General features: G+C 31.6%; 15 protein-coding genes. 5 read left to right on the forward strand and 10 right to left on the reverse strand.

Annotation, left to right across the window (positions count from 1 at the left end; translation table 11 throughout):
* Window position 1 precedes the first annotated feature (1 nt).
* From BHU68_RS08725 to BHU68_RS08735, 3 genes are read left to right on the forward strand one after another with little or no spacing between them, the layout of a single operon-like run.
* Window positions 2-799: a DNA/RNA non-specific endonuclease gene (locus BHU68_RS08725; RefSeq protein ID WP_069471635.1), complete on the forward strand. Its 798-nt coding sequence runs from the start codon at window positions 2-4 to the stop codon at window positions 797-799.
* Window positions 796-1,386 (forward strand): c-type cytochrome, encoded by a 591-nt coding sequence (locus BHU68_RS08730; RefSeq protein ID WP_069471634.1) that lies wholly within the window; start codon window positions 796-798, stop codon window positions 1,384-1,386. Before BHU68_RS08725 ends, BHU68_RS08730 begins: the two co-directional genes overlap by 4 nt.
* Window position 1,387: 1 nt before the next feature.
* Window positions 1,388-2,041: a thiol:disulfide interchange protein DsbA/DsbL gene (locus tag BHU68_RS08735; protein ID WP_069471633.1), complete on the forward strand. Its 654-nt coding sequence runs from the start codon at window positions 1,388-1,390 to the stop codon at window positions 2,039-2,041.
* Between the two features lie 43 nt (window positions 2,042-2,084).
* Here the strand turns inward: BHU68_RS08735 and BHU68_RS08740 are convergent, their stop codons facing one another.
* The 5 genes from BHU68_RS08740 to BHU68_RS08760 all read right to left on the reverse strand — a co-directional run bounded on the left by BHU68_RS08740 (window position 2,085) and on the right by BHU68_RS08760 (window position 6,680).
* Window positions 2,085-3,536, reverse strand: a complete 1,452-nt coding sequence (locus BHU68_RS08740; protein ID WP_069471632.1) for a CHAT domain-containing protein — start codon at window positions 3,534-3,536, stop codon at window positions 2,085-2,087.
* Between the two features lies 1 nt (window position 3,537).
* The gene (locus BHU68_RS08745) at window positions 3,538-4,125 is read right to left on the reverse strand and encodes a hypothetical protein (protein ID WP_069471631.1); all 588 of its coding nucleotides are present in this window, start codon (window positions 4,123-4,125) and stop codon (window positions 3,538-3,540) included.
* A gap of 27 nt (window positions 4,126-4,152) precedes the next feature.
* Entirely contained in the window at window positions 4,153-4,728 is a 576-nt protein-coding gene (locus BHU68_RS08750) for an RNA polymerase sigma factor (RefSeq protein WP_069471630.1), read from the reverse strand.
* Between the two features lie 16 nt (window positions 4,729-4,744).
* Complete coding sequence (locus BHU68_RS08755) at window positions 4,745-5,569, reverse strand: caspase family protein (RefSeq protein ID WP_069471629.1); 825 nt, start codon at window positions 5,567-5,569, stop codon at window positions 4,745-4,747.
* 70 nt (window positions 5,570-5,639) lie between these two features.
* The gene (locus BHU68_RS08760; protein WP_069471628.1) at window positions 5,640-6,680 is read right to left on the reverse strand and encodes a porin; all 1,041 of its coding nucleotides are present in this window, start codon (window positions 6,678-6,680) and stop codon (window positions 5,640-5,642) included.
* 36 nt (window positions 6,681-6,716) lie between these two features.
* Here BHU68_RS08760 and miaB point away from each other — a divergent pair, with 36 nt between their 5' ends.
* Window positions 6,717-8,063, forward strand: coding sequence for a tRNA (N6-isopentenyl adenosine(37)-C2)-methylthiotransferase MiaB (miaB, locus tag BHU68_RS08765; protein ID WP_445082179.1), 1,347 nt, complete (start codon window positions 6,717-6,719; stop codon window positions 8,061-8,063).
* On the opposite strand, the gene BHU68_RS08770 is transcribed toward miaB, so the two are convergent.
* From BHU68_RS08770 to BHU68_RS08790, 5 genes are read right to left on the reverse strand one after another with little or no spacing between them, the layout of a single operon-like run.
* Window positions 8,055-8,411, reverse strand: coding sequence for a CZB domain-containing protein (locus BHU68_RS08770; protein WP_069471627.1), 357 nt, complete (start codon window positions 8,409-8,411; stop codon window positions 8,055-8,057). The genes miaB and BHU68_RS08770 overlap by 9 nt on opposite strands.
* Before the next feature lies 1 nt (window position 8,412).
* A complete protein-coding gene (locus BHU68_RS08775; RefSeq protein ID WP_069471626.1) occupies window positions 8,413-8,952 on the reverse strand; it encodes a GTP-binding protein in 540 nt (179 codons plus the stop codon).
* A gap of 2 nt (window positions 8,953-8,954) precedes the next feature.
* Entirely contained in the window at window positions 8,955-10,154 is a 1,200-nt protein-coding gene (locus tag BHU68_RS08780; protein ID WP_069471625.1) for a hypothetical protein, read from the reverse strand.
* A gap of 53 nt (window positions 10,155-10,207) precedes the next feature.
* Window positions 10,208-10,573 carry a roadblock/LC7 domain-containing protein gene (locus BHU68_RS08785; protein WP_069471624.1) on the reverse strand — a complete coding sequence of 122 codons (366 nt, stop codon included), beginning with the start codon at window positions 10,571-10,573 and terminating at the stop codon, window positions 10,208-10,210.
* A gap of 31 nt (window positions 10,574-10,604) precedes the next feature.
* Window positions 10,605-12,299, reverse strand: coding sequence for a HAMP domain-containing histidine kinase (locus tag BHU68_RS08790; RefSeq protein ID WP_069471623.1), 1,695 nt, complete (start codon window positions 12,297-12,299; stop codon window positions 10,605-10,607).
* A gap of 138 nt (window positions 12,300-12,437) precedes the next feature.
* On the opposite strand from BHU68_RS08790, the gene BHU68_RS08795 reads away from it, so the two are divergent.
* Window positions 12,438-13,007, forward strand: coding sequence for a type II secretion system protein (locus BHU68_RS08795; protein ID WP_069471622.1), 570 nt, complete (start codon window positions 12,438-12,440; stop codon window positions 13,005-13,007).
* The last annotated feature ends 50 nt before the right edge of the window (window positions 13,008-13,057 follow it).

A 13,057-nucleotide genomic window follows, 5' to 3' on the forward strand; every position in this document is an offset into this window, starting at 1 on the left:
TATGGAATTAAAGAGTATTCTGATAGGCAGTGCTGGTGTTATAGTTGGTGCTACAGTACAATATGTGATCTCAACACATTTATGGCCAAATCGTCATAAAACTTATACTTGGATTTTTGCTTTACGTAATCATAAAAATTTTGGTGAGCCGACTGAAACTAGTGTAGTACTTGATAGGGATGGTTATAGTGTTGGTTATAGCTTTAAATATAAAGCTGCATTATGGGTATCATATATTATGTCTAAAGGTTCTGTTGGAATTAATGTAGAACGAGGAAATAATTTTTATGCTGATCCCGATATTCCAGAACTACTTAGAGTTGAACCAAATGATTTTACAAATACAGGTTATGATAAAGGTCATTTAGCTCCTAGTGCCGCTATCGATTTTAGCCGTCGAAGTAATGAGCAAACTTTTGCAATGTCTAATATTGTATTGCAAGATCCTAAATTAAATCGCCAAGCGTGGGGAAATTTAGAGGGAAAAGTTAGAAAATGGACTCAAACCAAGGGTAAAATGCTGGTTATTACTGGTCCAATATATAATGATAATCCAGAATTGATTAATGATATGCCAGTACCTGAGAGTTTTTATAAGGTAATTTACTCATTTAAGGATAAGCAGTGTATTGGTTTTATTTTTCCTAACAAGCCTGTCAAAGCGAGTGAATTATGGGATAATGCAATGTCTGTAGCTGATGTTGAAGAAAAAACTGGCTATAATTTTTTTAGTAAAAAATCTAATAAAATAGATAAGAAACATTTAGATAAATCTTATTGGGAGAAAAATAATTTATGAAAAAACACATATTTGCGATCTGTATTTCTATAAGTTCTATTGCGGTTATGGCTGATGCTGGTAAAGATAAATCTGCGGTGTGTGCAGCTTGTCATGGTGCTGATGGTAATAGCACTAATGCATTATGGCCTAAATTAGCTGGACAACATGAAAGTTACATTGTTCAGCAATTGAAAAATTTTCAATCTGATGATCGTCAAGATCCAAGTATGTCACCTCAAGCAGCAAATTTAAGTGAACAAGATATGCTTGATTTAGCTGCTTATTTTGCTAGTGAAACTATTAATGGAGGTAGTACTTCTAAAGATTCACTTATGCTAGGACAAAAAATTTATAGGGGCGGTAATAAAGAAACTGGTGTTAGTGCATGTATAGCCTGTCATGGTCCAAGTGGCAAGGGTAATCCCGCAGCAAAATACCCAGCTATTAGTGGTCAACATGCTGCTTATGCTTTAAAACAATTGCAAGATTATAAGAGCGGTAAACGTAAAGCCACAGGTAAAGCCGAAATTATGCGTGATATTGCTATCAGAATGTCTGAAGCAGAAATGCAAGCTGTTACAAATTACATACAAGGTTTATATTAATATGATTAAAAATACTTTTTTTATTGGTTTATTCACATTTTTTATTAGCAGCATTAGTTTTGCTGAAGATCCTTATGCTGGTCAGTATAAGGTGTTAGATTTTCCTGAAGAAACAACAACAAGCAATGGTAAAGTGGAAGTGTTAGAATTTTTCTGGTATGGCTGCCCACATTGTTCTCATATCGAAGCACCTTTAAATAATTGGTTAAAAACTAAAGCCGATTATATAGAATTTAAACGGGTGCCTGCTGTTTTTCATCAAACTCATGGTTGGGCTTTTGGTGCAAAAGCATATTATATTGCAGATGCTTTGGATATGTTAGATACAATTCATGGTGCAATTTTTAATGCCATACATAATTCCAAACCAAAACAGTATGATATTATTCAATCAAAAGATGGTCTTAGAAGCTTTTTTGAAAAACATGGAGTAAAGGCAAAAAAATTTAACCGAGTTTATAGGTCATTTTGGATTTATAAACAATTAAATACTGCGGTTGATACAACTGCTGCTTATGATTTAAATGGTGTGCCAGCGATTATTGTCAATGGTAAATATAAATTGCCGGGAGAGAAATTTTCTGGTTATAAAAATATGATGAAAGTTGTTGATTATTTAGCAGCTAAAGAATATCAGGCTTCTAATAATAAGTAACGAGAAAAACCTGACAGGTTTTTAAAACCTGTCAGGTTTAATCTTATATCCAATTACCAATCAACACCAAAGGTGCCCAATAAATTGGGTGATGATATATTGTATCAATGACTATTTTTTGAGCCGCTTGTAAAGCTTGTGCTTTTGATTGGTTGTTAAAATAGTTTTGATAAAATATATTTATTAGATGATAAGTCGTTAAATCATGAGCTTTCCATAGTGTCGCTAATGAGCTTATAGCTCCCGCCTTTATCGCAATTCCTGATAATCCTAAAGCTGCCCATTCTTGATCACCTTTTGCGGTATTACAAGCACTTAATGTTAATAAGTCAATTGTTTGTTTGAATTTTATCATTGAATCTAATTCATTTAGCTTGATTTTACCGTTTTGAGTAATGATAAAACTGGCTTTTGCTTCTGATGCAAATTCTGCATGGCTGGTTATATGAACAATATTATAATTATCTTTATTTAAATAGCTTTTGAAATTTGCCGCTGTAAATTTTTCATCTAATAATTGACTAGTTTCTCCAAGTTTGCTAATTAGTTTAATTTCATTTTTTGCATAATGTAATTTGGCATAGCCTTGTGTAGCTTTAGTGATAGCGGCAACTAATATCTTTTTCTTCTGTTTATTAGTTTTAGCTATGGTTAAATTTAGACTAGGCGTAATTGCTAGCGCGTATTTTTCAATTAAAAATTGTTTACCATCATGTAATGCTGCCATTGATAATGTGCCTAATATACCTTCAGGCACAAATACTAATGTCTTAATATTATTTAGGGTGATTGGGCGAATTAGCCAATTATATAGACGCTGTGCAGTTTTTAAATAACTAGTATCTTCTAAATCACTACGCCCTTTTTGTATGGCTTTATTAAATGCTGTGACTGTATTATAAATTTGCTGATGCCCAACATTTACTGTAATACGTTTCAAATCTTGATGCGGCAAACTTATTATTAATTCTAGCCGCTTTTCTAAAACGATAGGATAAATCACAGCAGTATGCCTATCTGCGATTTTGTCAATCGACTTAGTTTTTAATAAAACACAATCTCCAAAATAACTTTTTAAATCTGCGGTTTTTAATTGTTCAACTACATCTCTAGCCTCAGCGATTGAGTTTTGTTGTAACAATAAATCAGCTAATTCAAAATATATAGGGCGTATTTTTTGATAAATATTAGATTTGGTTTTACAAAAATAATTCAAACCATCTAAGGCTTGTTGATAAGCGGCAATTGCTGGAACTATTTTATTTTGTGCTTTAAAAATTCGCCCCAATTGCCATTGCCATCGAATTAACCAAGCTGGATGATAAGCTTCTTGCGCTTTAAAAATGGCTCGGCGCGTCAACACCAAGGCTTCATCATAACGCTGCTGTTGTTCATATTTTTCTGCTAAAAAACCATAATATTTATGATCATTAGCAGTTACAATAGTGCTAATACTAATACTTAACACCAAAATTATAATTTGAAAAAACGGCATCTTATTCTGGTAATTTAACAATTATACGTACTGATCTATTTTCAGCATCAATACCAATACGATCACATAAATCACGTAGCTTATCAGATGCTGATGTTGGCATTTCGATATCTAATTGATATGATTTTTGTTTGTTCGTTAATTTGACATCTGCACCAGCGGCAATAAATTCTTGTTTCAATTGTTCTGCTGTTTGTTTAGCAGTTGGAGATATTTTTACAATAGCTTCTGTAGAATTAAGTGGCTGTATTTTGGGTGCAGATTTTGGTAACATCAAATCATTATTCTTTGGATTAGGTATCATTTTAACAACAATCAATCCAACAAAAGAAACAACTACAACTAAAGGCACTAAAACTGGTGTCATTGTATTCGATGCCCACCAAAGACGCAATTTTTCTATGAAAGTTTCTTTAGGTTCTGTTTTAGTTTCAGCAGCAATTCTTGACATTAGTTTTTGTAATTGTTCTTCAGCATGAAACGCATCTCGCAAAGCTTGAGCTTCAGCTACGGTATCAGGGTTAGCATCTTCTGGCACATTTTTACCAGCAATTGTATCTAACCAAATTTTATCATCATTATTTAACATAATTTTTTTCCTATTAATTATTATTTATTAATTTTTATTACAATCCTCCCAACATTCTTTAAAAGAAGAAATCTGTTTGAAGGTTTTCCGACAATTCGAGAAAAAGCTTGTGGTAGCAGATAATGATCGATTAATTTTTTGAGATGTTTCTTTTATAGAATGCCCTTTGTAAAAAAACATCAGGCTATCATAGCAATTTTTATACAATGGATTTGTATTATAAGCTATGTTTGTTCTTATACAATATTGATAACAATCATCTTTTTCTAATTTTTCCATTTCTAAAAAAAATATATCAATTTCATTTTTGGCTAGTGGATTCTTGATCATAAATTTTTCCTTTCTCAATCTTTTGCTGGTTTCTTGAATAGCCAATGTACCTAACCAAGTCAAGACACTACATTGTTCTTTAAAACCTTTAATTGTATGATGAAATTGAAAGAACGTATCATTACAGATTTCATCTGCTGATGCTTCAGAAATCGGCTTCTTTTTTATAGATAAGATCGCCTTTCTAACTCGGCTATAATATTTTCTATGCAGAAATTCTAAGCCTTTCGGATTATTTTTACGCATTAATTCTAATGCTTCTTTGTCATTCATAGTTACACTTCCTATTTCATTCAGAATACCATCTTTGTGGCTCTTGTTGAATATCACAGTTACTAGATTCTAACTTAATTTCATTAGCAGTGATTTCAAATATACCTTCAAGTGTTTTATTAGGATAAGCTTTAATATTTTTTAAAAAATAAACAGTAAAAAAACCACCCTGAGCAATTTCCCAAGCGGTTTGAGATTCCTTAGCAGCGGCATATAATACACCCTTAATTCTATTCTTTAACGGCTTAACTTCACAAGTTTTCTTGGGTAATAAGGAATTTATATAATCCATCAACCAAAATTTAGATTTGGCATTCTGACACATTTTATCGCCTCTAAACATACCACCAGAAAAGCAAGTATCTATAACACTAATTATATTATTGGTATTAATTTGATTAACCCAATAGACAAATAAATCATCACTAATAGCTTGATACCTTTTACCTGTAAAATCAAATGGAATCAAAGCTTCATCGACACAATTTTGTTCATCATTAGTACTATCAGGATATTGAGTGCCATGCCCAGAAAAATAAATAAATACCTGATCCTTTGAATCAACTATTTTAGCTAAACCTTTCAAAGAAGATTCAAATTCCCAAGATGTGACATTTTTAATCAAACATACATTAGAATTTGGTATCTTAAAGCGTTGCTGAATGACATTGAGAAAATTTTCAGCGTCATGATTTGTGTTTTTCAAATCACCTGTATTGGCACCCATTGCTAAAATAAACTTAGCAGGTGTAGAAGAATTATATTTGAGATTGTTCCAACATGAAACAGCTGGAGAAGAAAGGAAGTGGGATATGAATATAAAAAAAACTAATCTAATCATTTTTTTTCGCACCTATTTAAATGCTTTAGTATAAAGCAAATAAATAGATGTGAAAATAAGAATAATTAAATTACCAATGAACTTCAGCAGTCAACATAAATTGTGTTTCATCTTTAATACCTGCATTAAGTGAATCTGATTCATCATAATCAGTCTGTCTTACGTTAGCAATAAATCTAACTTGTTTATATAAATTATATACAGCACCAAGCAAATAATGTTTTCTATCGCCACCGCCATTTGATGCAACTGCTTGATCCCAATCATCATATCTACCAATAAACCAGAATTTATCCATTGGGCGATATTCAAAATTCAAAGAATATCCATCACCTTCATAGACATCATTATTTCCATTATCAGCTTTTATATATTGCCCTGCAATTAAGAATTGCTTAGTGTTATATACAGCATGTAAACCATTCAGAGTAAAATCATTATTTCCACGCTTATTATCTTCAAGACTTTTAATACCAAAATATGAAAAATTAATATAATCATTGCTTGGTTTTCTGCCTTTACTACTATCATATACATGATATGTTAAACGCGCTTCAGTAGATAAACCCTCACCATTTTCAATAGCATGGTATCCTTCACCGTTATAAACACCAATTTCACTAGAAAAATGAGCTAATTTAGTCTTAAAATTCACACCTAAATCGGCTGAATTTATAAGATGCGCACCATATCCAGACTCTACAAAAACTTTAGAAATAGAACGAAACCACCAACCATGATGTTCTTCATAGTCAATCCAAGGGCGATGAACTTGACCCATTTCCACACCAGTATAAGGTAATACTTCATCTAAATACAGATAAGCATATTTGACACGAGTCAACCAACTACCCTTATCTTTGTTTGAGCCTTTAGTTTCTTGAAAACTATCCAAAGTCAAACGCATATAATCTTTTTTGTTAAAATAGGCTTTGACTTGAAAATAATTACGTCTGGTTTCAAAATTACTTTCTCTATCACCACCATCTTCTTTTGAAGATGTAAAACCTAAATAATGCACACCATTAAATTTTAATTCACTTATCGCTGAAGCATTAGTTGCAACTATAATTAGACATAATGCAAGAGCTTTTAAGGTTTTCTTTTGCATATTACAAACACTCATTTATTAAAATAATGTTCAAGTATGCTTTACAAATATGACAAAATTATGAAAAAACTCTATATAAAAACCTTTGGTTGTCAGATGAATGAATATGATTCATCTCGTATGGTAGATGCTTTAAAGGCATCTCATAACTTAGAACTCACAAATGACCCTGCATTAGCTGATGTTTTATTATTAAATACCTGTTCAATTCGTGAAAAAGCCCAAGAAAAAGTATTTTCACTACTAGGAGTTTGGCGTGGCTTAAAAAAGGCAAAACCAGAAATGGTGATTGGAGTTGGCGGATGTGTTGCCAGTCAAGAAGGCGAAGCTATTCGTAAACGCGCACCCTATGTAGATTTAATTTTTGGACCACAGACTTTACATCGCCTACCTAAGATGCTAACCGAAGTACAACGCGCTCGTAAACCACTAGTTGATATTTCTTTTCCAGAAATAGAAAAATTTGATAACTTGCCAAAACCAAGTGCCAACGGTGTCAGCGCGTTTGTCTCAATTATGGAAGGTTGTAGTCATTACTGTACATTTTGCGTAGTGCCATACACACGCGGAGAAGAATTTAGTCGTCCATTTAAGGATGTACTTGCCGAAATTGCAATATTAGCAGAACAAGGCATACGTGAAGTAAACTTATTAGGGCAAAATGTAAATGGCTATCGCGGCAATATGGCTAATGGAGAAATAGCTGATCTAGCTCTATTAATACAATATATAGCAGAAATTGACGGCATAGAAAGAATTCGTTATACCACTTCTCATCCAGTTGAATTCTCAGACAGCCTAATTGAAGTTTATGCAGAAGTACCAAAACTAGTAAGTCATTTACATTTGCCAGTACAAAGTGGCTCAGATAGAATTTTAAGTATGATGAAACGAGGGCATACTGCCTTAGAATACAAACACAAAATACGCCGCTTAAGAGAAGTACGCCCAGATTTAAGCCTATCATCTGACTTTATAATTGGTTTTCCCGGAGAATCTGAAACAGACTTTCAAGCAACAATGCAATTAATTGAAGATATTGGTTTTGATCACTCTTTTAGCTTTATTTATAGTCAACGCCCCGGCACACCAGCATCAAATTTACCAGATGATATACCTATCAATATTAAAAAACAGCGTTTAACACAACTACAAGCGCGAATTAATGAAATGGCATCAGTGATTAGTCAATCTATGGTTGGTACAGTACAACGAATTCTAGTTGAACATCCTTCACGTAAAAACCCTCAACAAATAGCTGGGCGCACTGAAAATAATAGAGTAGTAAATTTTACCGCTGATTCATCCTTAATTGGAACTTTTGTAAATGTTAAGATTACAGAAGCTTTACCTAACTCCTTACGAGGAGAGTTATTAACCTAATTTATCCAGAGCTAATAATTTTTGTACAATAATATGTGATAACTGATACATTTTAGTCATGGCAACTTTAGCTTCCTCATTATCACCAGCTTGCTTTTTATCTAATGCTATCTTACTATTTTTATGAAATAATTCATGGGGTTCAAAAATATCATTAAAAAGTATTTTAGCATTACCATCTTTCATCTCAGCAACCTGCTTCATTCCTTCATCATATAACCACTTGCCTAATTTACAGTCAAAATGACTAGTTCCTTGAAAATCTCCAGTACCTGCTAATGTTGCCTCAATTTTCTTCAGATATTGAATATGATCATTTAGGCGTAGTAAAAAAAATGCTCTTTTCATATTACAGCCCCGGATCTAAAGCATATAATAAGGCTTGTAACAAAGTAGATATATCTTTTTTACTACGTGCATCTATTTCAAACACTGGTAATTTTGCAATTCCCATTGTCTCTAATTCTTTATGATATGAAGCTATAGTAGGTATAGGATTAATATCCATGTGAGTCACACCAATAATCAGCCTATTAGAATCAGTAAATTCTTTAAAGAAGTTCATAAAGAAATGCATATCTTCAATTGGATCAGCTCGTGAATTATCTAACAGTAAAATTAAACCCAAGCCACCTTCAGTCAATATTTCCCACATAAAATCAAAACGTTCTTGACCGGGAGTACCATAAAGGTGAATTTTATCTTTATTTTCTAGCGTCAAAGTTCCATAATCTAAACCGACTGTTAAGGTTTTTTTCTCATGATGATCATCATCAGGAATACTTAACTTGGCTTCAGTATGAATAACTTTAGTATCACTGATTGCTGCAACTGCCGTGGTTTTACCAGAACCCGTAGGTCCTGTAAAAATAAATTTATAATCATTCATTATTAATTAAGTAATTTTGTTAAAATCAGCTGAAATAAACCACGTTTAGCATGTTTTTTGGCAACATTAGCTGTTGTCGATGAACTTGCTTCAAAATTTGAATTAGTAGATGCTAACCTAATTGCATGTGCAGCATTAAAAAATGCAAATACATAACGTTGTGGAATGTCCAAAATGCGTGCTGTTTCTACTAAAGAATGTGGATTAGATATCCAAAAAGCTGCAATTTTTAATGCATAAGGAGTTTTAATTAAACGAGTAAAATTCGGCCAATTCCTTAATATTACAGGTTTATTTAAATCAGTATCAGCAGGTAAACGCCCTCGTGCAGTCCATAAAGCTATAAGCCATAAAATTCCATCTAAATTATGTGGATTTAAATTATATTGTTTTTGATATTGAGCTAGTTCGGATTCATTTAAATTTACAATATTTAAACCATGCTTCTCATTTAAATGAACTTTTAATGCTTTACCATGATTTTTATCATGTCGCACAGTGATATTAGATAAAGGCAATAAAGTCATTGTCCGTAATTGATTATCATTAAAAGCATTACTACGCAGAATTCTATTCTGTCTAGCTATTAATATAACAGGACAATATAAACCTTCAATTAATAATCCACCTGTTTCTAATTTTTGACTTAAACCAAAAGCATATTCAAAATAACCTTGCAAATATTCACTTGTATCATAAAAAAGTTTATCAATTTCTTCTTTATTATTAAGATTTATATCCTCATTATTACCATATAATTGAGTAGCATTTTGTTCTGTAAAACTTGTTTCTGTTATTAATTCAGCGTTATTAGATATTGACTTTCGTTGATGAATTTTGCTATTAGATTCCTTCTGCACTGACTTCTGAGGGGCAGAGACAGTAGAATTTGTAATTTTGATTAAATTTTTTAGTAAATCGTTAATTTTAATTGGTTTTTTTACAAAGGTAGTGCCAGCTATATCTTTGTAATTAAGGGATAAAATGATTGTTGGTAATTTTAAATTACTATTACGATAATCTTTCCATGATTTCATTCCCTCTAAATTATCTAAATCAAAAATACAAGCTTGAGCTTCCTCTAATTTATTGACAAGTATATAATCGCCTTTGCCGGGGCCATCAAAAACCATTTCAAGGATTCTAAGCATTTGTTTATCCATACCAACAGTAGCAATCTTTATGGATGTTTGCTTGATCATAATTATTTTCTCATAGTTTAGTTGTTTCTAAAACAACCAAACTTATAAATCGATTAACTAATGATTTTACTGATAGATTCAGCAGCGCGTTTAATATCTAAAAAGATTAATCCTAGTTTAGCAGATGCTTTAGTAACAACACAAACCACAGTATCATTACCAGCACTAGTCATTAATATATACCCATTTTCACCTTTAATTAGTACTTGTTCTAACTTGCCTCGTCCTAATTCATATGAGGTTCGTTCACCTAATGATAGCATGGTTGCAGCCATAGCACCAATACGATCTTCATCCATATCAGATGATAAAATAGAGGCTATTACTAATCCATCAGTAGAAATAGCCGCTGATGCTTCTATCTCTGCTGAAGTTCCATTTAATTCACTAAGAATGGACTTAAGCATTTCTTCGCGCATTTATTTATACTCCTTTTGTATAAGTTCTTTATTATTCGCAACTTCCTAATTCAAAACAGACTTGACCTTCATGATTTTTCATGATTTCTAGTTTATATCCAGTATTAGCTAGCTGCTTAACCGCTTGATACAAACCAATACCAAAACCATCACGAGACGGTACTGGCTGCATTAATAAATTTTTCGCAATATCATCAGGAATGATACTACCATCATCACATACACTGAAATGTAAACGACCTTTTTCAATATATAAACCTACCTTAATATACAAATTAGGTTCACGTTTACGTTTCATTAAAGCATTTTGCAACAGATTTTCTGAAACATTATCAAATAAATCTTCAGGAATCAGAACGTTTTCATCTTCTGTATAATCTGTAAATTCAATTTGACTCTTGCGATATCTAGCTAGTAAATTACCCCACCATAGATTAACAGGTACATGTGAATAGGAAAATTCTGCTGGTTTTTGTAATTTATCTAAAGTACGTTTTAAACGTTGTGTCAAGCGTGGCATTTGACCCTGTAACAGACGTTGAGTATTACCAAACTGTGTTGGCGGATAGGTTTCTATTACTGAAGTAATTACATGCAAGGATTGTAACAAGTTTTTAATATCATGAGTTAGTTTAGCTCCAGTTTCATGAATAGCTTGTAAATGAGCTTGCTGAGCAAAGGCTGCTTCACGACGTTTAGCTTGATGAAAATGTTCTAATAATTGTATTAATATTTTAACTTGAAAATATTGACTAGCATTAATACGGTAATTACTATAAATTATGACTTCAATAGATTGTATAGTAATAATGACTTTATTTAAATCATTTTGATGACCTAACATTTCTTTACCATACAATGAATGCCAAGTAATACCTTCAATCCAAGATAAAGTTAAAAGTTTTTCAAAACCAAGATGTAAAAATTCTTGTGGTGTAATATTTTTATAATTACTTGGTTGTGCGACATCTTCTAACCATTGTTCCAAGGCACTACCAATATTATATAAATGTCGTCTCCATAAATAATCAATACCTTGAGCTTTTACTAAAATCAACCAAAACAAGCTAATAGCTAAAAATAATATTGTTACTATTAAGCACATTTGAAAAATAGCTAAGGGCAAAACAATATTACTCGAATACATCAAAACTAAACTACCTAAAGCGATAATAGTAACTATCATTACTACAATTAAGCCATGAAAAAAATCAATATAATAACGATGCTCATGACGATTATCAGTACTTATAAATAAAAATATTACAGGTATAGATAATAAACCATATTGAAATAATTGGGTATAAAGTAAGGCTAATTCATCAATATTAAATAATAAATATAAATTGATTGTAAATAAATTTAAGCTTAAAAAAATAATAGCCGCTATATTGACAAGTCTATCATGAGGTTTTACAACATCTTGACCACCTATTAAAGCTAATAAAATTAACTGCCATAATGTAATTAACCATATATTTGGAAATATTATAAAAATAGAAGTTACAATGCCGAGCAACATCATAATTCTCAAATTATATGAAGAAAACTTCTCCCATTGCCACAATACAAATAAACTAAAATGTATTATTAATATTATTGGTAATAATATTTTTGAATAGGCTACATTAATAAAATCCCACCATAAAACACTATGTAAGCTAATTAATATTAAACCCAATAAACGATGTTGGTGTTTAGGAGGGATAATTGATTTATGAAACATTGTTGAATGATCTATTTGAAAGTATATGACAATCAACTAGTTTACCATATAGATTAATAAAAATAGTCTTGATTTTTTTATGTTATTTATATATTATATACTAGTCCTTATATAAACTATTATGATGGAGAATAAAAAATGCAACAACAAGCAGGTTTTACATTGGTAGAAATAGCTATTGTATTGGTAATAATAGGTTTATTATTAACTGGAGTGATGAAGGGTCAAGAAATTATTACTAACGCAAAAGCAAGAAATATTGAAAATAGCTTTAAACAAGTTTCAGCGGCTATTTATACTTATCAAGATCGTTACTTTGCATTGCCCGGCGATGATAAAAAAGCAACAAGATTTGGCACATCAATCACAAAAGGTGATGGTAATGGAAAAATTGAAGGTAAATTTGATTCAAATAGTCAGAGCAATGAATCTAATTTAGTGTGGTTACATTTAAGAAATGCAGGTTTAATTGCAGGTGCAAAGGATGATTATACACAACCTAGCAATGCTTTAGGCGGAATTATAGGTATTTCTAGTGAAAATTTTAAAGGAACATTTATTGGATTTACAAATATACCCGGAAAAGTTGCGACAATTATTGAAGCGCATATGGACGATGGAATAAGAAAATCTGGTAGTATTCTAGCTGAGCCCAGCGGTGATTTTTATGAGGATGGAGAAATATATTCTTTATATTTTGCTATGTGATGTAATAAAATAATCCGCAAACAAAATTGCGGATTAAGCATTATTCTATT

This window comes from Candidatus Marithrix sp. Canyon 246 (assembly GCF_001723685.1).
Lineage (GTDB): Bacteria > Pseudomonadota > Gammaproteobacteria > Beggiatoales > Beggiatoaceae > Marithrix.

What these genes read in the sequence shown, in the direction of transcription:
- BHU68_RS08725 (WP_069471635.1), top strand. Translation starts at nt 2, where the DNA reads ATGGAATTAAAGAGTATTCTGATAGGCAGTGCTGGTGTTATAGTTGGT.
- BHU68_RS08730 (WP_069471634.1), top strand. Translation starts at nt 796, where the DNA reads ATGAAAAAACACATATTTGCGATCTGTATTTCTATAAGTTCTATTGCG.
- BHU68_RS08735 (WP_069471633.1), top strand. Translation starts at nt 1,388, where the DNA reads ATGATTAAAAATACTTTTTTTATTGGTTTATTCACATTTTTTATTAGC.
- BHU68_RS08740 (WP_069471632.1), bottom strand. Translation starts at nt 3,536, where the DNA reads ATGCCGTTTTTTCAAATTATAATTTTGGTGTTAAGTATTAGTATTAGC.
- BHU68_RS08745 (WP_069471631.1), bottom strand. Translation starts at nt 4,125, where the DNA reads ATGTTAAATAATGATGATAAAATTTGGTTAGATACAATTGCTGGTAAA.
- BHU68_RS08750 (WP_069471630.1), bottom strand. Translation starts at nt 4,728, where the DNA reads ATGAATGACAAAGAAGCATTAGAATTAATGCGTAAAAATAATCCGAAA.
- BHU68_RS08755 (WP_069471629.1), bottom strand. Translation starts at nt 5,569, where the DNA reads ATGATTAGATTAGTTTTTTTTATATTCATATCCCACTTCCTTTCTTCT.
- BHU68_RS08760 (WP_069471628.1), bottom strand. Translation starts at nt 6,680, where the DNA reads ATGCAAAAGAAAACCTTAAAAGCTCTTGCATTATGTCTAATTATAGTT.
- miaB (WP_445082179.1), top strand. Translation starts at nt 6,717, where the DNA reads ATGCTTTACAAATATGACAAAATTATGAAAAAACTCTATATAAAAACC.
- BHU68_RS08770 (WP_069471627.1), bottom strand. Translation starts at nt 8,411, where the DNA reads ATGAAAAGAGCATTTTTTTTACTACGCCTAAATGATCATATTCAATAT.
- BHU68_RS08775 (WP_069471626.1), bottom strand. Translation starts at nt 8,952, where the DNA reads ATGAATGATTATAAATTTATTTTTACAGGACCTACGGGTTCTGGTAAA.
- BHU68_RS08780 (WP_069471625.1), bottom strand. Translation starts at nt 10,154, where the DNA reads ATGATCAAGCAAACATCCATAAAGATTGCTACTGTTGGTATGGATAAA.
- BHU68_RS08785 (WP_069471624.1), bottom strand. Translation starts at nt 10,573, where the DNA reads ATGCGCGAAGAAATGCTTAAGTCCATTCTTAGTGAATTAAATGGAACT.
- BHU68_RS08790 (WP_069471623.1), bottom strand. Translation starts at nt 12,299, where the DNA reads ATGTTTCATAAATCAATTATCCCTCCTAAACACCAACATCGTTTATTG.
- BHU68_RS08795 (WP_069471622.1), top strand. Translation starts at nt 12,438, where the DNA reads ATGCAACAACAAGCAGGTTTTACATTGGTAGAAATAGCTATTGTATTG.